This is a genomic window from Streptomyces sp. NPDC058671 (assembly GCF_042716475.1).
Taxonomy (GTDB): Bacteria; Actinomycetota; Actinomycetes; order Streptomycetales; family Streptomycetaceae; genus Streptomyces.
Map to the genome: position 1 here is coordinate 297213 of NZ_JBHXSA010000003.1, position 17860 is coordinate 315072.

Annotated in this window: 18 protein-coding genes and 1 riboswitch; of the genes, 8 read left to right on the forward strand and 10 right to left on the reverse strand. The window is 72.3% G+C overall.

The window, feature by feature from the left end; all coding sequences use genetic code 11:
• Positions 1-97 precede the first annotated feature (97 nt).
• A complete protein-coding gene (locus ACFWV2_RS05750; protein ID WP_384402502.1) occupies positions 98-1303 on the forward strand; it encodes a Cmx/CmrA family chloramphenicol efflux MFS transporter in 1206 nt (401 codons plus the stop codon).
• A 54-nt stretch (positions 1304-1357) separates the two neighbouring features.
• Positions 1358-1879, forward strand: a complete 522-nt coding sequence (cpt, locus tag ACFWV2_RS05755) for a chloramphenicol phosphotransferase CPT (RefSeq protein ID WP_384402505.1) — start codon at positions 1358-1360, stop codon at positions 1877-1879.
• Positions 1880-2041: 162 nt separating this feature from the next.
• Here the strand turns inward: cpt and ACFWV2_RS05760 are convergent, their stop codons facing one another.
• The gene (locus tag ACFWV2_RS05760) at positions 2042-2311 is read right to left on the reverse strand and encodes a DUF4031 domain-containing protein (RefSeq protein WP_384402132.1); all 270 of its coding nucleotides are present in this window, start codon (positions 2309-2311) and stop codon (positions 2042-2044) included.
• Between the two features lie 67 nt (positions 2312-2378).
• Positions 2379-2735: a hypothetical protein gene (locus ACFWV2_RS05765; protein WP_384402135.1), complete on the reverse strand. Its 357-nt coding sequence runs from the start codon at positions 2733-2735 to the stop codon at positions 2379-2381.
• Positions 2736-2859: 124 nt separating this feature from the next.
• Between ACFWV2_RS05765 and ACFWV2_RS05770 the strand changes: the two genes are divergently transcribed.
• Entirely contained in the window at positions 2860-3777 is a 918-nt protein-coding gene (locus ACFWV2_RS05770; RefSeq protein ID WP_384402138.1) for a MurR/RpiR family transcriptional regulator, read from the forward strand.
• Between the two features lie 56 nt (positions 3778-3833).
• Positions 3834-4769 carry an N-acetylmuramic acid 6-phosphate etherase gene (gene murQ, locus ACFWV2_RS05775; protein ID WP_384402141.1) on the forward strand — a complete coding sequence of 312 codons (936 nt, stop codon included), beginning with the start codon at positions 3834-3836 and terminating at the stop codon, positions 4767-4769.
• Positions 4770-4872: 103 nt separating this feature from the next.
• Here murQ and ACFWV2_RS05780 read toward each other — a convergent pair whose 3' ends face one another.
• From ACFWV2_RS05780 to thrC, 6 genes are all read right to left on the reverse strand, one after another.
• A complete protein-coding gene (locus ACFWV2_RS05780; protein ID WP_384402144.1) occupies positions 4873-6369 on the reverse strand; it encodes an alpha/beta hydrolase in 1497 nt (498 codons plus the stop codon).
• Positions 6370-6476: 107 nt separating this feature from the next.
• Positions 6477-6962: an SRPBCC domain-containing protein gene (locus ACFWV2_RS05785; protein WP_360794320.1), complete on the reverse strand. Its 486-nt coding sequence runs from the start codon at positions 6960-6962 to the stop codon at positions 6477-6479.
• Between the two features lie 260 nt (positions 6963-7222).
• The gene (gene groL / locus ACFWV2_RS05790) at positions 7223-8851 is read right to left on the reverse strand and encodes a chaperonin GroEL (RefSeq protein WP_360794318.1); all 1629 of its coding nucleotides are present in this window, start codon (positions 8849-8851) and stop codon (positions 7223-7225) included.
• A 364-nt stretch (positions 8852-9215) separates the two neighbouring features.
• Entirely contained in the window at positions 9216-9419 is a 204-nt protein-coding gene (locus ACFWV2_RS05795) for a cold-shock protein (protein WP_015035246.1), read from the reverse strand.
• Positions 9420-9825: 406 nt separating this feature from the next.
• Entirely contained in the window at positions 9826-10101 is a 276-nt protein-coding gene (locus tag ACFWV2_RS05800) for a MoaD/ThiS family protein (protein ID WP_360794315.1), read from the reverse strand.
• A gap of 14 nt (positions 10102-10115) precedes the next feature.
• Complete coding sequence (thrC, locus tag ACFWV2_RS05805) at positions 10116-11426, reverse strand: threonine synthase (protein WP_384402149.1); 1311 nt, start codon at positions 11424-11426, stop codon at positions 10116-10118.
• Positions 11420-11564: riboswitch (SAM riboswitch) on the reverse strand. It overlaps the preceding gene by 7 nt.
• A gap of 120 nt (positions 11565-11684) precedes the next feature.
• Between thrC and ACFWV2_RS05810 the strand changes: the two genes are divergently transcribed.
• From ACFWV2_RS05810 to ACFWV2_RS05820, 3 genes are all read left to right on the forward strand, one after another.
• Positions 11685-12626, forward strand: coding sequence for a glucosyl-3-phosphoglycerate synthase (locus tag ACFWV2_RS05810; protein ID WP_384402152.1), 942 nt, complete (start codon positions 11685-11687; stop codon positions 12624-12626).
• Positions 12627-12664: 38 nt separating this feature from the next.
• Complete coding sequence (locus ACFWV2_RS05815; protein ID WP_384402155.1) at positions 12665-14032, forward strand: hypothetical protein; 1368 nt, start codon at positions 12665-12667, stop codon at positions 14030-14032.
• A gap of 129 nt (positions 14033-14161) precedes the next feature.
• On the forward strand, positions 14162-15517 hold the full coding sequence (locus ACFWV2_RS05820) for a trehalose-6-phosphate synthase (RefSeq protein WP_384402158.1): 1356 nt from the start codon (positions 14162-14164) through the stop codon (positions 15515-15517).
• Here the strand turns inward: ACFWV2_RS05820 and ACFWV2_RS05825 are convergent.
• Positions 15507-15848, reverse strand: a complete 342-nt coding sequence (locus ACFWV2_RS05825; RefSeq protein WP_384402161.1) for a winged helix-turn-helix transcriptional regulator — start codon at positions 15846-15848, stop codon at positions 15507-15509. The two genes, ACFWV2_RS05820 and ACFWV2_RS05825, sit on opposite strands and share 11 nt — an antisense overlap.
• Before the next feature lie 98 nt (positions 15849-15946).
• Between ACFWV2_RS05825 and ACFWV2_RS05830 the strand changes: the two genes are divergently transcribed.
• Positions 15947-16831, forward strand: coding sequence for an NAD(P)-dependent oxidoreductase (locus ACFWV2_RS05830; RefSeq protein ID WP_384402164.1), 885 nt, complete (start codon positions 15947-15949; stop codon positions 16829-16831).
• 74 nt (positions 16832-16905) lie between these two features.
• Here ACFWV2_RS05830 and otsB read toward each other — a convergent pair whose 3' ends face one another.
• Positions 16906-17748, reverse strand: coding sequence for a trehalose-phosphatase (gene otsB / locus ACFWV2_RS05835; protein WP_384402167.1), 843 nt, complete (start codon positions 17746-17748; stop codon positions 16906-16908).
• Positions 17749-17860: the final 112 nt, after the last annotated feature.

Here is a 17860-nt window from a genome sequence, read left to right on the forward strand (position 1 = left end):
CGAGCCCGCCGCACCCGCCGCACCCGCCGCACCCGCCGCACCCGCCGCACCCGCCGCACCCGCCGCGGCGACCGCGTCCCCCGCCCCCGGCGCCCGCATGCCCCTGGCCGTCTACATCCTCGGCCTCTCCGTCTTCGCGCTCGGCACGAGCGAGTTCATGCTGTCCGGGCTGCTGCCGGCCATCGCGGAGGACATGAACGTCTCCATCCCCCGCGCCGGCCTCCTCATCTCGGCCTTCGCGATCGGCATGGTCGTCGGCGCGCCGCTCCTCGCGGTGGCGACCCTGAGGCTCCCCCGCAAGACCACCCTGATCGCCCTGATCACCGTCTTCGGCCTGGGCCAGATAGCGGGCGCGCTGGCCCCCACCTACGCGATCCTCTTCGCCTCCCGCGTCATCAGTGCCCTCGCCTGCGCGGGCTTCTGGGCGGTCGGCGCCGCGGTCGCCATCGCGATGGTCCCGGTGGGCTCACGCGCCCGCGCCATGGCGGTCATGATCGGCGGCCTGTCCATCGCGAACGTCCTGGGCGTCCCGGCGGGCGCGTTCCTCGGCGAGCACCTCGGCTGGCGCTCCGCGTTCTGGGCGGTCGGCGCGGCCTCGGCCGTCGCGCTGATCGGCGTGGCGACCCGTATCCCGCACCTCCCCCTCCCCGAGACGAAGCCCCGGCTCAAGCGGGAACTCGGCATCTACCGCGACCGTCAGGTCCTCCTCTCGATCGTGGTCACCGCGCTCGCGGCGGGCGGCGTCTTCTGCGCCTTCTCCTACCTGGCCCCGCTCCTCACCGACGTCTCCGGCCTCGACAAGGGCTGGGTCTCGGGCGTCCTCGGGCTCTTCGGCATCGGCGCCGTCGTCGGTACGGTGATCGGCGGCCGCGTCGCCGACGCCCACCTCTTCGGCGTGATGCTCACCGGCATCGCCGCCTCCACCGTCTTCCTCGTGGCCCTGGCCCTCTTCGCGACGAGCCCGACCGCGACGATCGTCCTCGCCTTCCTGCTCGGCGTCTCCGCCTTCTTCACGGCCCCGGCCCTCAACGCCCGCATGTTCAACGTCGCCGGCACCGCCCCCACCCTCGCCGGCGCCACCACCACCGCCGCCTTCAACCTCGGCAACACGGGCGGCCCCTGGCTGGGCGGTACCGTCATCGACGCCGGTCTCGGCTTCGCCTCCACGGCCTGGGCGGGCGCGGCGATGACGGCCCTGGGCCTCGGGACGGCGGCGGTGGCCCTCAAGCTCCACAGGTCGCCGTCGCGGGTGGTCACGTCGGGCGCCCCCCGGACCGAGAAGGCCGTGTCACGGTCCCGCTGAATTCCGGTGCGTACGGGGCCGTCCCCGTCCTACTGTGGCGTGGTGACGACTCGGATGATCATCCTCAACGGCGCCTCGAGCTCGGGGAAGTCCGGCATCGTCCGGTGCCTCCAGTCCCTGCTGCCGGACCTCTGGCTGGCGTTCGGCTGTGACTCCTTCGTCGACGCCCTGCCCGCGAAGGCGCAGACGTCCGACGGCGGGATCGTCGTCGACGCGGACGGCGGGGTCACCGTCGGGGAGGACTTCCGGAGACTGGAGGCGGCCTGGACGGAGGGCATCGTGACGATGGCCCGCGCGGGCGCCGGGATCATCGTCGACGACGTCTTCCTCGGCGGCGCGGCCTCCCAGCAGCGCTGGCGGAAGGCCCTCGGCGACCTGCCCGCCCTGTGGGTCGGCGTCCACTGCGACCCGGCCGTCGCGGCCGGCCGGGAGATCGCCCGGGGGGACCGCACGCCCGGCATGGCGGCGCGGCAGGCCCTGGTGGTGCACGATGGCGTGGAGTACGACCTGCGGGTCGACACCACGCACACGGAGTCCCTGGAGTGCGCGCGCACGATCACCGCCCGGCTGGGCTGACCCGGCGACCGGACTGCGCCATGCCGACCCGGCTGACCCGCACCCGGCTCGATCCTGGCGACCCGGCCGACCCGGCCGACCCGGCCGACCCGGCCGACCCGGCTGACCCGGCTGACCCGCACCCGGCTTCGTCCTGGCGACCCGGCCGAACCCGCCACCGGTCTACGAAGCCGGTCGCCCCTTCGGCCTCCGCAGGCCCGCCTTCGTGAGGCGGCGCAGCAGTTCCTTGGAGCCGACCTCGACCGCGCCGCCCGCCACGGCGTCCGCGTAGCGGTCGGAGGGGATGTCGTAGTGATCGCGCTCGAAGGCGCGGGGCGGGGCGCCGATCGAGGCGGCGAAGGTGTGCAGTTCCTCGAAGGAGACGTCGCTGACCAGGTGCGACCACATGCGGCCGTGGCCCGGCCAGGTCGGCGGGTCGATGTAGAGCGTCATGCCCGGACCACCTTCACCTCGCGCCGCCCGCTGAAGCCGGCCCACCCCGTCACCCCTCGCCGCCCATTCACCTCAGGCCCCCCACCGGCGCGACCACCACACCCTGTTCGGAGCAGACCCAGTGCGGGTCCGGGCCCAGTTCCGGTTCGACGTCCAGGGCGTGGGGGTCGCCCGTGGAGCAGACCGGGCAGAGGGGCCAGCGACCGTGCCGTTCGAGCAGGGCGTCCTGGACGTCCTGGGCGACGAGGCCCGCGACGTACGCCACGCCCTCGGGCCACTGCTCGACCCACCAGCGGCGGTGGGTCACCGAGTCCTCCACCATCGACACGACCTCGGCGGCGGCGACCTCCCGGGCCGCGAGGTCGGCCAGTACCAGCGCGCGAGCGGCGTGCAGCGCCTGCTCCACGGGGTCGATGTCGTCCATGCAGTCATTGTCACCCGACACGCGGAGACCGTGCGAAGCCGTCGGGAGAGGTGAGGGTCGTCGAAGCGGGGGTCTTCGAGACCGGGGTCTTGTCGACCCGCCCACCCGAAAGTATCTTTCAGATGTGAACAATGTAGTGAAGGAAAGTTTCATGAACGACGCGCCGCCCGCCCCCGCGGCCCTCGCGGCCAAGGTGCGGACCCTCGCGCCGTCCATGACCCGCTCCATGCAGCGGGTCGCCGAGGCCGTCGCTGGAGACCCGGCCGGCTGCGCCGCGCTCACGGTCACCGGCCTCGCCGAGCTCACCGGCACCAGCGAGGCGACCGTCGTCCGCACCGCCCGCATCCTCGGCTACCCCGGCTACCGCGACCTGCGCCTCGCCCTCGCCGGGCTCGCCGCCCAGCAGCAGTCCGGCCGCGCGCCCGCCGTCACCGCCGACATCACCGTCGACGATCCCGTCGCCGATGTCGTCGCCAAGCTGGCCCACGACGAGCAGCAGACCCTCGCCGACACCGCCGCCGGACTCGACACCGTCCAGCTCGGCGCCGCCGTCGCCGCCCTCGCCGCCGCGCGCCGCATCGACATCTACGGCATCGGCGCCTCCGGTCTCGTCGCCCAGGACCTCGGCCAGAAACTCCTCCGCATCGGCCTCATCGCGCACGCCCACAACGATCCGCACCTCGCCGTCACCAACGCCGTGCAGCTCCGCTCCGGCGACGTGGCCATCGCCATCACCCACTCCGGTTCCACCGGCGACGTCATAGAACCGCTGCGGGTCGCCTTCGACCACGGCGCCACCACGGTCGCGATCACCGGCCGGCCGGACGGACCCGTCACGCAGTACGCCGACCACATCCTCACCACCTCCACCGCCCGCGAGAGCGAACTGCGCCCCGCGGCCATGTCGTCCCGGACCAGCCAACTCCTGGTCGTGGACTGCCTGTTCACCTGCGTCACCCAGCGGACGTACGAGACGGCCGCCCCTGCCCTCGCCGCCTCGTACGAAGCACTCGCCCACCGCCACTCCCCCCGCACCCGCTGACGGAGCACCGCACGACTCCGACAGCGCCGACGACCACAGCCCCGAAAGAGCCGCACGTGTCTGCTACCTACTCCGAACTCCGCGCCCAGCTCGCCACCCTCACCACCGAGGCCTTCCGCCCCGAGCTCGCCGAGATCGACAAGCTCCCCACCGCCGAGCTCGCCGCGCTCATGAACGACGAGGACAAGACCGTCCCCGCCGCCGTCGCCAGGCAGCTCCCCGCCATCGCCGCCGCCATCGACGCCACCGCCGAGCGCATGGCCCGCGGCGGACGTCTCCTCTACCTGGGCGCCGGCACCGCCGGACGCCTCGGCGTCCTCGACGCCAGCGAGTGCCCGCCCACCTTCAACACCGACCCGTCCCAGGTCGTCGGCCTCATCGCGGGCGGCCCGTCCGCGATGGTCAAGGCCGTCGAAGGCGCCGAGGACTCGAAGGAACTCGCGGCGGAGGACCTCACCGCGCTCGGCGTCACCGCCGACGACACCGTCGTCGGCATCTCCGCCTCCGGCCGCACCCCGTACGCCATCGGCGCCGTCGAGCACGCCCGCGCCCTCGGCGCCCTCACCATCGGCCTGTCCTGCAACGCGGACAGCGCGCTCGCCGCCGCCGCCGAGCACGGCATCGAGGTCGTCCCCGGCCCCGAGCTGCTCACCGGCTCGACCCGGCTCAAGGCGGGCACGGCCCAGAAGCTCGTCCTCAACATGATCTCGACGATCACGATGATCCGGCTCGGCAAGACCTACGGAAACCTGATGGTCGACGTCCGCGCCTCCAACGACAAGCTCCAGGCCCGCTCCCGCCGGATCGTCGCCCTCGCCACCGGCGCCCCGGACGAGCAGATCGAGACCGCGCTCGCCGCCGCCGACGGAGAGGTGAAGAACGCGATCCTCATGATCCTCGCCGACATCGACGCCCCCACGGCCACCCGCCGGCTGCGGGACTCCCAGGGCCACCTGCGCGCGGCGCTGCACGCGACCGGGCCCACCCCGTGACTCCCACCCGGCAAGGCCGCGTCCTCGGCCCGGAGCCGCGAAGCGCCGGAGTTCGCCTCGTCTCCGGGGGTGAGGTCAGGCACCTCGCCCGGCCGGGCACCCGTCAACGACAGAGGACGTCCTCGCCCGGCCGCGCCCCCTCCGTCAGGAAGCGGGTCACCGCCCGGTCGCCGCACGCGTTCCCGTTGCCCAGATAGACCCCGTGCCCGCCCTGGTCGACGGTGACGAGCCGCGCCCGCTCGCCGAGCGCCGCCCGCATCCGCAGCCCCATGGAGTACGGCGTCGCCGGGTCCCGCAGGTTCTGGATCATCAGGATGTTCGACGGCCCGCGGCCGGTGACGCGGACGGGCTTCTCCCCGGACCCGCCCTTCCAGAAGGAGCAGGGCGTGATGTTCGCCGGCATCCCCGCCGTCAGCGGATTCCGCGCCCGGTCCACCGCTACGGCCCGCTCGTACGCCGGTACGGACGCGGGCCAGTCCACGTCGTTGCAGACCACGCCCATCGTGATCGCCGCCGCTTCGTCGGGCATCGCGCCCGAGAGCTCCCGCGGCAGCACCGGCTCGCCCGCCGGGTCGAGCGCCTCCGTCACGAGCCGCGCGAAGGACGGGAAGGCCGCGTCGGAGTAGAGCGCGAGCTGGAACGCCTGGAGCAGCACGGTCCCCGTCAGCATCGCCCCCGGCGTGGTCGTGGGGAGCGGTTCCCGGTCGAGCCGGGCGGCCAGGTCGAGGACGACCCGCCGTACGTCCCCGGGCCGCTCCGCGAGCCGCAGCCCTTCCGCCGCCCGGTCAGGGTGCGCCGCCCAGGCCGCGAAGTCCGGCAGCCGGTCCTCGGCGCCCCGCGCCATGCCTTCCAGCCAGCCCCGGGCGACCCGCCGCGGATCCGGGTCGCTGCTGCTGTCGAGGACCCAGCGGTCGGTGCGCCCGGGGTACCTCTCGGCGTACGCGGCCGCCACGTACGTCCCGTACGAGACGCTCCACGCCGACAGCTTCCGCTCACCGAGCGCCTGCCGCAGCCGTTCCAGGTCACGCACCTGGTTGGCCGTGGTCAGCCCGCGCAGCATGGCACCGCCGTTGCGGGAGCACGCCTCCGCGATCCGCTTCGCCCGGGTCACGTTGTCGTCGATCCGGCCGCCGCCGCCCGGCCAGGACCGCAGGGTCACCGTCCACCGGTCCTCCTCGGCGAGCCCGCACCGCGCCTTCGCGGACCCGCCGGTCCCGCGCGGATCGAAGGCCACCAGGTCGTACGCCCCGTCCATCTCCTCCGCCAGCGCGGCCCCCTTCTGCGCGAGCCGCTGCACCCCGGAACTCCCGGGCCCGCCCGGGATCACCATCAGCGTCCCGCGCCGCGCCTCCGGCCGCCCGGCGGTGAGCCGGGAGACGACGAGACCGATCTGCTCACCGCCGGGATCCGCGTAGTCGAGGGGTACGGAGAGGGTGGCGCACCGCTGCCCGGGCAGCGGCTTCACGGCGGGGTCGCAGTCCCCCCACTCCAGCCCGGCCGCGACGGCCGGGGCGGCACCTCCCCCGCCGAGGGTGACACCGGCGACGGCGGCGACGGAAAGGGCGAGCAGCAGGGCCTGACGTCCACGGTTCGTTGTCATACCCCCAGCCTCCCGAACCCCCGGCCCCCACCCCATCCGGCAGGCACGCCACCCGGGGTGGGGCCAACCCCCGCCCGACGGGGCCGGGTCGCCCGAGGTCCCCCCCGTCAGCCGTGGACAGGCCGCATCGTCCGCAGATGCCCCGCCAGCCGGTCGAACTGCTCCCGCACCCCCGCCTCCATCCCCGCCGCCAGCGCCTGGTCCCTGATCTCGTTCGACGGCCACACGGAGGTGCTGGTCAGGGCCGTGCCGCCGTCCGGGGTCGCGTCGAAGGTGAGGGTCACCCGGACCGGATCCGCGTCCGGCATCTGCTCGAAGACCTCCGTGTAGTCGAGCCGTTCGGCCGGGACGATCTCCTCGTACGTGCCGGAGAAGACGATCTCCTGGCCCTCCGGTGTGCTCTGGCCCCAGCGCCACGCGCCGCCGACCCTCAGGTCGATGTCGACGACCGACGTGGTCAGCGCGGACACGCCGTACCACGCGCGCACGTGCTCGGGACGGGTCCACGCCTCCCAGAGCAGGCCCGGCGGGGCGTCGAAGGTCCGGGTGATGACCAGCTCGCGGTCGGCCGGCGTCGTCAGCAGGGTGACCATCGTGGTCTCCCTTCACGAGAGGGGCCATTCCAGGATCACCCCGGCACCGAGGTAAGGCGAGCCCCGCGCAACACCGCAGTCCCCGCACGACGCCGAGGTCCCGTACGACGCCCCGGTCCCGTACGGCCCCGAAGTCCCGTACAGCCGGGGTCCTGGACAACGCCCGAGGGCGGCACCCCCTGGGGGTGCCGCCCTCGTTCTGATCTTCGCTTCCTCGCGTCAGCTCGCGCGTTCAGCGATGAACCACCGATCCCGGAGGATCAGAAGTCCATGTCACCGCCCGGCATGCCGCCGCCGGCCGGCGCGGACGCCTTCTCCGGCTTGTCGGCGATGACGGCCTCGGTGGTGAGGAACAGCGCGGCGATCGACGCGGCGTTCTGCAGCGCGGAGCGCGTGACCTTCGCCGGGTCGATGATGCCCTCGGCGATGAGGTCGACGTACTCGTTGGTCGCGGCGTTCAGGCCGTGGCCGACGGGCAGGTTGCGGACCTTCTCCGCCACGACGCCGCCCTCGAGGCCGGCGTTGATCGCGATCTGCTTCAGCGGGGCCTCGAGGGCCAGCTTCACGATGTTCGCGCCCGTGGCCTCGTCACCCGTGAGGTCCGCCTCGAGCTTCTCGAAGACCGAGGAGGCCTGGAGCAGGGCCACGCCACCGCCGGCGACGATGCCCTCCTCGACGGCCGCCTTCGCGTTGCGAACGGCGTCCTCGATGCGGTGCTTGCGCTCCTTGAGCTCGACCTCGGTCGCGGCGCCGGCCTTGATGACGGCCACGCCGCCGGCCAGCTTCGCGAGGCGCTCCTGGAGCTTCTCGCGGTCGTAGTCCGAGTCGCTGTTCTCGATCTCGGCGCGGATCTGGTTCACGCGACCGGCGACCTGCTCGCTGTCACCGGCACCGTCGACGATGGTGGTCTCGTCCTTGGTGATGACGACCTTGCGGGCGCGGCCCAGCAGGTCGAGGCCCGCGTTCTCCAGCTTCAGGCCGACCTCCTCGGAGATGACCGTGCCGCCGGTGAGGATGGCGATGTCGTTCAGCATGGCCTTGCGACGGTCGCCGAAGCCCGGGGCCTTGACCGCGACGGACTTGAAGGTGCCGCGGATCTTGTTGACGACCAGGGTCGACAGGGCCTCGCCCTCGACGTCCTCGGCGATGATCAGCAGGGGCTTGCCCGACTGCATGACCTTCTCCAGGAGCGGGAGCAGGTCCTTCACGGAGGAGATCTTGGAGTTGACGATGAGGAGGTACGGGTCGTCGAGGGACGACTCCATGCGCTCCATGTCGGTGGCGAAGTACGCCGAGATGTAGCCCTTGTCGAAGCGCATGCCCTCGGTGAGCTCGAGCTCGAGCCCGAAGGTCTGCGACTCCTCGACGGTGATGACGCCTTCCTTGCCGACCTTGTCCATCGCCTCGGCGATGAGCTCGCCGATCTGGGTGTCGGCGGCGGAGATGGAGGCCGTCGAAGCGATCTGCTCCTTGGTCTCGACATCCTTCGCCTGCTCGAGGAGGGCGCCGGAGACGGCCTCGACGGCCTTCTCGATGCCGCGCTTGAGGGCCATGGGGTTGGCACCGGCGGCGACGTTGCGGAGGCCCTCGCGGACGAGCGCCTGGGCGAGAACGGTGGCGGTGGTCGTACCGTCGCCGGCGACGTCGTCCGTCTTCTTGGCGACTTCCTTGACCAGCTCGGCGCCGATCTTCTCGTACGGGTCCTCGAGCTCGATCTCCTTGGCGATGGAGACACCGTCGTTGGTGATCGTGGGGGCGCCCCACTTCTTCTCGAGGACGACGTTGCGACCCTTGGGGCCGAGGGTGACCTTGACGGCGTCAGCGAGCTGGTTCATGCCGCGCTCGAGACCGCGCCGGGCCTCCTCGTCGAACGCGATGATCTTGGCCATGTGAAGTGGTCCTCCCGGACATGGGGTGGATAACGCTCCAGGACCGCGCCGACGCCCGCGACGGACGGCCTCCGCAACTCCGCGTGGTTCCTTGCCCCACCCGGCCGGCGACCTCGTCATGCCCGATCCTCGTAGCACTCTCACCTGCCGAGTGCTAACGCCAATGATTAGCACTCGACCTAGGAGAGTGCAAGCCGTTCCGAAGGAACGCCGACGAGGGGTGGCGGTCGGGTGACGGGCGGGTGCGGGCGCCTCTCGACGGTCGGGACGCGGACCGGCCGGTGGCGGAACACGTCGAGGGGCCCGCATCCCCAGGGATGCGGGCCCCTCGACGGCGTTGCGTCGGTGGCCGATCGCGCCGCGCTCAGACGGCGAGCTTGACCATGTCCGCCTGCGGACCCTTCTGGCCCTGCGAGATCTCGAACTCGACCCGCTGTCCCTCTTCGAGGCTGCGGTAACCATCCATCTGGATCGCGCTGTAGTGGACGAAAACATCCGCACCACCGTCGACCGCGATGAAGCCGTAGCCCTTCTCCGCGTTGAACCACTTGACGGTGCCCTGAGCCATGCCTAACTCCCCTATTACTGGCCCTTGCGCGGGACCCGCACTTCGCGGACCCGGGTCAGACCCTGCGCCGGAACGCGTCGACCGCGGCTGAATGTATCTGCCCAACTGCCCTCTGCAACAGGTCAATCGAGCGAGAATTCTGGGCGTCACGGAAAGGTGAATCGGGGAGAATTCCTGGAATTACGGGGCAAGTCGGGCCCGGCAAAGTACGCAGAAGGTACACAAGGCGCACACACTTTGGCTGCTTCTCGACGGGCGGGGCGCATTCACATATGCACCCGGCATGAGCAGCGGAGGGGACTTCCCCAACTCTACCCCGCTCAACCATGCAGAATTGCCCCCTCCGCTTTATGGCGCGGAAGGGGCAATTCGAGATCTTCGACGAAGAGAGGACAACGGGTACGGCTCAGCCTCCGGCGACGGCCGGGATGATCGAGACGCCCGCACCCGCCGGGGTCGCCGTCTCCAGGCCCTGCTCGAAGCGCACGTCGTCGTCGTTCACGTAGACGTTCACGAAGCGGCGCAGCTTGCCCTGGTCGTCGAGGACGCGGGCGGCGATGCCCGTGTGGTTCTTCTCCAGGTCCTCGATCACCTCGGCGAGGGTCGCGCCCTCGGCCTGGACCTCGGACTGCCCGCCCGTGTAGGTGCGGAGGATGGTGGGGATGCGGACGTTCACGGCCATGTCTTCGTAACCTTTCAGAGCGCCAGGCCGGCGTCGCGGAACGCGTCCAGGCTCGGGCGGATGGTGACGGTCGCCTGAGAGGTGTCGGCCACCGCGTCCAGGGTCTTGAGTCCGTCGCCGGTGTTGAGGACGACGGTGGTGAGGTTCGGGTCGATCAGCCCGTTCTCGACGAGCTTCCTCGCGACGCCGACGGTCACGCCGCCCGCGGTCTCGGCGAAGATGCCCTCGGTCTGCGCGAGCAGCTTGATCGCGTCGACGACCTGCTCGTCGTTCACGTCCTCCACGGCGCCGCCGGTGCGGCGGGCGATGTCGAGGACGTACGGGCCGTCGGCCGGGTTGCCGATGGCGAGCGACTTGGCGATCGTGTTCGGCTTCTGCGGGCGGACGACGTCGTGGCCGGCCTTGAAGGCGACGGAGACCGGGGAGCAGCCCTCGGCCTGGGCGCCGAAGATCTTGTACGGCTTGTCCTTGACGAGGCCCAGCTTGATGAGCTCCTGGAGACCCTTGTCGATCTTGGTGAGCTGCGAGCCGGAGGCGATCGGGATGACGAGCTGGTCGGGGATGACCCAGCCGAGCTGCTCGCAGATCTCGTACGCCAGCGTCTTGGAGCCCTCGCCGTAGTACGGGCGGAGGTTGACGTTCACGAAGCCCCAGCCCTCGCCGAGCGGGTCGCCGATGAGCTCCGAGCAGAAGCGGTTGACGTCGTCGTAGTTGCCCTCGATGGCGACGAGGTCACCGCCGTAGACACCGGCCATGACGACCTTGCCCTGCTCCAGGTCGTGCGGGATGAACACGCAGGAGCGGAAGCCGGCACGGGCGGCGGCGGCGCCGACGGCGCCGGCCAGGTTGCCGGTGGAGGAGCAGGACAGGGTGGTGAAGCCGAAGGCGCGGGCGGCCTCGATGGCCTGGGCGACGACCCGGTCCTTGAAGGAGTGGGTCGGGTTGCCGGAGTCGTCCTTGACGAAGAGCTTGCCGGGGGCGACGCCGATCTCGCGGGCGAGGTTGTCCGCCTGGACGAGCTTGGTCCAGCCCGGGTTCAGGTTCGGCTTGTCGGCGACGTCGGCGGGGACGGGCAGCAGGGGGGCGTACCGCCAGATGTTGGCGGGGCCGGCCTCGATCTGCTTGCGCAGCGCCTCGGGGTCACCGGTGGGGAGGTCGTACGCCACTTCGAGAGGTCCGAAACAGAGTTCGCAGGCGAAGATCGGGCCGAGCGCGAACACTTCACCGCATTCGCGACAGGAAAGCCCGGACGCGGGACCGAGGTCGACGGTGGTGGCGGGGGTGACGGTCTGTACAGCCATGGAGGCGAGGCCCTTTCTCCTCATCTTTCCCATGACGAATTTTTCGCCATGAGACGGATTTGGCACCTTCCCTAGTCAGGGACCTCGCTGGAGTACGAGCTGCTGACTGGAGGGTTGCCGGGGCTTCAACGGGCCGTTTCCCTCTGCCCCTCTGGATGAGCGGTATTCGGTTGTGTGACGCGGGCGGCACCCCGACATGCATCGGGCGTCCGCGTTGTTCAAGACTGTAACCGAAGGCATGGACGGTCGAGATGGTCGTCCGAACCGCGAGATGGAGATCACGTGCTGGATGAGGTGGAGCGCTGGCTGGACCGGCGGTCCTGGTCCGTGGCCGATCGACCGCTGGAGCGGGTTCTCGCCGCCAAGCGCGGGACGAAGGTCAGCGTGGTGCTGCCCGCGCTGAACGAGGAGGCGACGGTCGGGGACATCGTCACCGTGATCCGGCGCGAGCTGATGGGCGGGGCGGCGCCGCTCGTCGACGAGCTGGTGGTGATCGACTCGGGGTCCACGGACCGTACGGCGGAGGTGGCGGCCGAGGCCGGGGCGCGGGTGGTCGCGCGGGACGCGATCCTCCCCCGGATACCGGCGGTGCCGGGCAAGGGCGAGGTCCTGTGGCGGTCACTGATGGTGACCAGTGGGGACGTCGTCTGTTTCGTGGACGCGGACCTGCGGGACTTCTCCGCGGACTTCGTGACGGGGATCGTGGGCCCGCTGCTCACCGACCCGGACGTGGACCTCGTGAAGGCGATGTACGACCGCCCGTTCAACGACACCCCTGGTCAGGGCGGTCGCGTCACGGAGCTGGTGGCACGCCCGCTGCTCAACCTGCACTGGCCGCAGCTGGCCGGTTTCGTGCAGCCGCTGGGCGGGGAGTACGCGGCCCGCCGTTCGCTGCTCGAACGGCTGCCGTTCCCGGTCGGTTACGGAGTGGAGCTGGCGCTGCTGGTCGACGCGCTGCACACGGTGGGCCTGGACGCGCTCGCACAGGTGGACGTGGGGGTCCGCAAGCACCGCCACCAGGACGGGCTGGCGCTCGGCCGGATGGCGGCGGCGATCTACCGGACGGCGCAGCTGCGGCTTTCGCGGGGACATCTGGTGCGGCCGTGGCTGACCCAGTTCGAGCGGGGTGAGTCGGGGTTCACGCCGCGGACGTACGCGGTGGACACGGAGGAGCGGCCGCCGATGGCCGAGATCGTGGAGTACGCGCGCCGCCGCGTGGCGTAACGCCCCATGATGATGTGTTTTGCCTACATTGCCCTTTTATGCGCTTCAGACAACATCACCTGGGAAAGGTACTCGCGGCCGTCGCACTGATGACGGGCTCGCTCGCGCTCACCGCCGCCGGACCGGTCGCGGCCGACGTGGTCGAGCCCTTCGGCAAGCGGTACGACGCGTCGCTGTACGGCGACTTCGCCACGATCGGCGACACGGTGACGGCCGCCAGGACCGGCACCACCGGCGGAGGCACCGGCGCCGGCGGCGGTTACGGCTCCAGCACCGGCCGCGTCGTGCTACCGGCGGGCGCCGAGGTGGCGTACGCCCGGCTGTTCTGGGGCGGGAACGACGGCACGTACACGGGGCCGAGCGGCGCGCGCCTGGGCCGCTGCGACCTCTCGGGCGCGGACGCCGTCCGCTCGCCCGGCGACCCCGCGACGACCGCCCCCGTGCTCAAGGTCGGCGCGGGTCCCGCGACCCCCGTCTCCCTCGACAGCATGGTCACCGACCCGGCCGGCGTCGAGGGCCCGCACTACTACACGGGCGAGTCCGACGTGACCGCCGCCTTCAAGGGCGTCACGGGCACGGACACGCGGATCGCGGTCGGCAACGTCTGGGCCCCCACGGGCAAGGGCTGCGTGGCGGGCTGGTCCCTGACGGTCGTCCACCGGTTCCCGGGGCCGGACCCGGTCCACGCCCCCGAGCGGCGGAAGGTCTACGTCTACGGCGGGCACGTCCTCCAGCGCTCGACCTCCCCCTCGACCACGATCACCGTCGACGGCTTCGAGCGGGGGCCCGGCCCGGTACGGGCGAGCGTGACGGCGTACGGGGACGGCTGGAGCGCCTCGGACGCCCTGTTCCTCGTCGACGGCAGGAACCTCCGGGAGAGCCGCACCGGCACGGTCCGCGACCTCCTCGTCGCTGAGGACGTGGGCGCGGTCCCGCCGGGCGCGACCTCGGCCGACCTGACCTTCTCCACGAGCGGCGACACGTACGTGCCCGCGGCGCTCGCCTTCTCCGTACCGGTGCCGACCCCGACCCCGACGCCGACGCGGGTGCCTGACCGCCCGGCGAAGACCGAGGACCCGGCGGCCAGGGACGGGAAGCCGATGAAGACGGGGCCGCCCGCCACGCGAAAGCCGACGAACGCCACGCCGACGAACGCCACGCCGACCCCGACACCCACCCCGACCCCCACTCCGACCCCGGTGGACGCCACTCCCACCCCCGCTCCCCCGGCGACGTCGGATCCGGCCCTTCCGCCTCCCCCGGCCCCCGGGCCGGGCGGTCACAGCGGCGCGATGGCCGAGACCGGCGGCGACGGCGAGCGGCTCTGGCTGCTCGGGGCGCTCGCCCTGGCGCTCGCGGCGACGGGCCTGGTGGCGAAGGCGGCGATGCGAGGCCGACGCGACTAGGGCCAGGCATCCCGCCTCCCGGGCCCCTTCCCCACCACCGGAGGGACTCGCGACCACCCTCCGTGGCCGGAACCCCCCCGTCTCGTATACGTACGTTTGAGCGTTTACGGGACGGGCTAGGTTCGCCACATGGCTTCTGTGCTCGTGGCATCCAACCGTGGACCCGTCTCGTACGTGCTCGACGAGGACGGTTCGCTCGACACCCGGAGGGGTGGCGGCGGTCTCGTCTCCGGGCTGAGCGCCATCTCCTCGCAGGACAGCGTGTGGGTGTGCGCGGCGCTCGGCGCGGGTGACCGGGAGGCGGTCCGGCGCGGGGTCGGCGAGCCGGGCGTACGGATGCTGGACATCGACCCGGACACGTACGCCGACGCGTACAACGGCATCGCGAACTCGGCGCTGTGGTTCCTCCACCACCACCTGTACGACGTCCCGCGCGAGCCGGTCTTCGACGCGGAGTTCCGGCGCCGCTGGGAGGCGTACCGCCGCTACAACCGGGCCTTCGCGGAGGCGCTGGCCGCCGAGGCGGACGACGGCGCGGCGGTCCTGGTGCAGGACTACCACCTGGCCCTCGTCCCCGGGCAGCTCCGGGAGCTCCGCCCCGACCTGCGGATCGCGCACTTCACCCACACCCCGTGGGCCTCGCCGGAGTACCTGCGGATGCTGCCGGACGACATCCGCGAGGAGCTGCTGCGGGGGATGCTCGGCGCGGACCAGCTGGGCTTCCACACGGAGGAGTGGGCCGCGGCGTTCCGGGGCTGCGCCGGCGCGGACGTCGAGGGCACCCGGGTGGAGGTGTACCCGCTGGGCGTCGACACGGACGAACTGCGGGCGCTGGCGCACCGGCCGGCGGTGGACGAGTGGCTGGCGCGGCTCCGGGAGGAGGTCGGCGACCGGAAGACCATCGTCCGCGTGGACCGCACCGAGCTGTCGAAGAACATCCTGCGCGGCCTGCTCGCCTACCGCGAACTGCTGACCGCGCACCCCGAATGGCGCGACCGGGTGGTCCACCTGGCCTCGGCGTACCCCTCACGGCAGGACCTGGAGTCGTACCGGGCGTACACGGCCGCGGTGGCGACCCTCGCGGACGAGATCAACACCGAGTTCGGCACGCCGGACTGGCAGCCGGTCCTGGTCTCCGTCCAGGACGACTTCCCCCGCTCCCTCGCCGCCTACCGGCTCGCCGACGTGGCCCTGGTGAACCCGGTCCGCGACGGCATGAACCTGGTCGCGAAGGAGATACCGGTCGTCTCGGAGGAGGGCTGCGCCCTGGTCCTGTCGACGGGCGCGGGCGCCCACGAGGAGCTGAAGGAGGACGCCCTCACGGTGAACCCCTTCGACGTCACGGAGACCGCCGAGGCCCTCCACCGCGCCCTGTCGATGCCGCCGGCCGAACGCACCGACCGCACCAAGCGCCTCGCGGCAGCCGCCACGGCCCTCCCGCCCCAGCGCTGGTTCCTGAACCAGCTGGAGGCGCTCAGGGCGTAGGGGGCCGCTCCCTTCCCCATCGGGCCAGGGGTTCGAGGGCCTCGTTCAGGCGGGTGCCGCTCTTCGTGAGGGTGTACTCGACGCGGGGCGGGACCTCGTCGTAGGCGACGCGGTCCACGATGCCGTCCGCCTCCAGCTCGCGCAGATGGGAGGCGAGGACCTTCTCGGTGATGCCCGGGACGAGGCGGCGCAGTTCGCCGAAGCGGCGGTGCGGCTGTTCGTGGAGCGCCCAGAGGATGAGCACCTTCCACTTGCCGCCGATCACCTCCATCGCGGTGTCGATCCCGCACACGTGTCCTCCGTCGCCCTGCGGCCGGTTCACCGTCGCCATGCTCCCCACCCCTCCGACCTGCTCGCTCACCCCAGAGTAACCACCCACCTCCAAGTGGGTACTTGAGCAGGTCAGAGGGGTGGAGCAGCCTTGCACGCATGACACGGAACACCGCCGAAGAGTCCCCCCTCACCCTGCTCGGCCTCGGTGCGATGGGCACCGCCCTGGCCCGTACCTGGCTCGGAGCCGGCCACCCGCTCACCGTCTGGAACCGCACCCACGCCCGCGCCGAGGCGCTCGTCCCCGAGGGCGCGAAGGCCGCCGACAGCGCGGCCGCGGCCGTCGCGGCGAGCACCCTCGTCGTCGTCTGCCTCCTCGACGACGCCTCCGTCGGTGCCGCCCTGGACGGCGTCGACCTGACCGGCAAGGACCTGGTCAACCTGACCACCACGACCCCCGCCCGGGCCCGCGCCCGCGCCGCATGGGCCGAGGCGCGCGGGGCCCGCTACCTGGACGGCGGCATCATGGCCGTCCCGCCGATGGTCGGTGTCCCGGAGGCCGGCGGGTACGTCTTCTACAGCGGCTCGCGGGAGCTGTTCGAGGAGCACCGCGCGACCCTCGCCGTCCCGGTCGGCACGACGTACGTGGGTACGGACGCCGGGTTCGCCGCGCTGCACGACGTGGCCCTGCTGAGCGCCATGTACGGCATGTTCGCGGGCGTCGCGCACGCCTTCGCCCTGATCCGCCGGGAGGACATCGACCCGACCGCGTTCGCCCCGCTGCTCTCCGGCTGGATCGGGGCGATGGCGGGCCCCGCCGTGCTCCAGACCGCCGCCCAGCTGAAGAGCGGCGACTACACCACGGACGTCGTCTCCAACCTGGCGATGCAGGTCGCCGGCACGCCCACCTTCCTGGCGACGGCCGAGCAGCAGGGCGTCAGCCCTGAGCTGCTCACGCCGTACTTCGAGCTGATGCGCCGCCGGCTGGCCGTGGGCAGCGGAGAGGAGGACCTGACGGGCGTCGTCGACCTGCTGCTCCCGTGAGCCCCGCGCCCGGCGGGGCCCGTGAGCCTCCGCCCGGCGGGGCCCGTGAGCACCACGCCCGGCGGGGGCGCCGCTCAGTCCCCCCGTACCGCCGTCGCCAGTGCCGCCAGGAAACCCACGACGTCCCGGGGGCCGGCCACCGCGAGGTCCGCGCGGTCGGCGAGTTCGGGCACCTCGGTGGTGCCGCTGCACACCAGGAGGCCCGGGGTGCCGTCGGAGCGCAGCTTCTCGACGGCGGCGAAGGCGGGCAGGTCACCCAGGTCGTCACCCGCGTAGAGCACGGACCCGGCGCCCACCTCCCGTACGTACTCGGAGAGCGCCACGCCCTTGTCCATGCCGGGGGGCCGCAGCTCCAGGACCATGCGGCCCGGTTCGAGCACCAGGCCGTGGTGGGTGGCGAGCTCGCCGAGCGGGCCCTTCAGCGCCTCGAAGGCGCGCTCGGGGTCGGAGGCGCGGCGGGTGTGGACGGCGACCGCCCGGCCCTTCTCCTCGATCCAGACGCCCGGCCAGGCTCCGGCCCGATCGAGGAAGCCGGGGAGTTCGGCGCGTACGGAGGCCACCCCGGGGTGCGGGGCGGCGGCCTGGACGGTGCCGGTGACGGCGTCCCAGCGTTCGGCGCCGTAGTGGCCGAGGACCACCAGGTGCTCGAGGCCGGGCACACCGGCGAAGCCGCCGTAGCGGACGGCGACCCCTGCGGGGCGGCCGGTCACCACGGCGACGGAGGCGACCCGGGGCGCGAGCGCGGCGAGCGCGGCCACGGCGCCGGGGTGGGCGCGGGCCTGTTCGGGGTCGGGGACGATCTCGGCGAGGGTGCCGTCGAAGTCAAGGGCGACGACGGCCTTCTCGGGCCGCGCGAGAAACGCGGCCAGACCGTCGCGGCCGGCGGATGTGGTCGGGTGCGGAAGGCTGCTGACCATGCCTTCGACCCTACCCACGGTGAGGCGTTCAAGTCAGCGGGGCCCCACCGGACCCTCGGCGCCGGTCCCGGCGCAGGTCCCGGCGCCGGTCTCGGCGCAGGTCTCGGCGCCG

What these genes read in the sequence shown, in the direction of transcription:
- ACFWV2_RS05750 (WP_384402502.1), top strand. Translation starts at nt 98, where the DNA reads ATGCCCCTGGCCGTCTACATCCTCGGCCTCTCCGTCTTCGCGCTCGGC.
- cpt (WP_384402505.1), top strand. Translation starts at nt 1,358, where the DNA reads ATGATCATCCTCAACGGCGCCTCGAGCTCGGGGAAGTCCGGCATCGTC.
- ACFWV2_RS05760 (WP_384402132.1), bottom strand. Translation starts at nt 2,311, where the DNA reads ATGACGCTCTACATCGACCCGCCGACCTGGCCGGGCCACGGCCGCATG.
- ACFWV2_RS05765 (WP_384402135.1), bottom strand. Translation starts at nt 2,735, where the DNA reads ATGGACGACATCGACCCCGTGGAGCAGGCGCTGCACGCCGCTCGCGCG.
- ACFWV2_RS05780 (WP_384402144.1), bottom strand. Translation starts at nt 6,369, where the DNA reads ATGACAACGAACCGTGGACGTCAGGCCCTGCTGCTCGCCCTTTCCGTC.
- ACFWV2_RS05785 (WP_360794320.1), bottom strand. Translation starts at nt 6,962, where the DNA reads ATGGTCACCCTGCTGACGACGCCGGCCGACCGCGAGCTGGTCATCACC.
- groL (WP_360794318.1), bottom strand. Translation starts at nt 8,851, where the DNA reads ATGGCCAAGATCATCGCGTTCGACGAGGAGGCCCGGCGCGGTCTCGAG.
- ACFWV2_RS05795 (WP_015035246.1), bottom strand. Translation starts at nt 9,419, where the DNA reads ATGGCTCAGGGCACCGTCAAGTGGTTCAACGCGGAGAAGGGCTACGGC.
- ACFWV2_RS05800 (WP_360794315.1), bottom strand. Translation starts at nt 10,101, where the DNA reads ATGGCCGTGAACGTCCGCATCCCCACCATCCTCCGCACCTACACGGGC.
- thrC (WP_384402149.1), bottom strand. Translation starts at nt 11,426, where the DNA reads ATGAGGAGAAAGGGCCTCGCCTCCATGGCTGTACAGACCGTCACCCCC.
- ACFWV2_RS05815 (WP_384402155.1), top strand. Translation starts at nt 12,665, where the DNA reads ATGCGCTTCAGACAACATCACCTGGGAAAGGTACTCGCGGCCGTCGCA.
- ACFWV2_RS05820 (WP_384402158.1), top strand. Translation starts at nt 14,162, where the DNA reads ATGGCTTCTGTGCTCGTGGCATCCAACCGTGGACCCGTCTCGTACGTG.
- ACFWV2_RS05825 (WP_384402161.1), bottom strand. Translation starts at nt 15,848, where the DNA reads ATGGCGACGGTGAACCGGCCGCAGGGCGACGGAGGACACGTGTGCGGG.
- ACFWV2_RS05830 (WP_384402164.1), top strand. Translation starts at nt 15,947, where the DNA reads ATGACACGGAACACCGCCGAAGAGTCCCCCCTCACCCTGCTCGGCCTC.
- otsB (WP_384402167.1), bottom strand. Translation starts at nt 17,748, where the DNA reads ATGGTCAGCAGCCTTCCGCACCCGACCACATCCGCCGGCCGCGACGGT.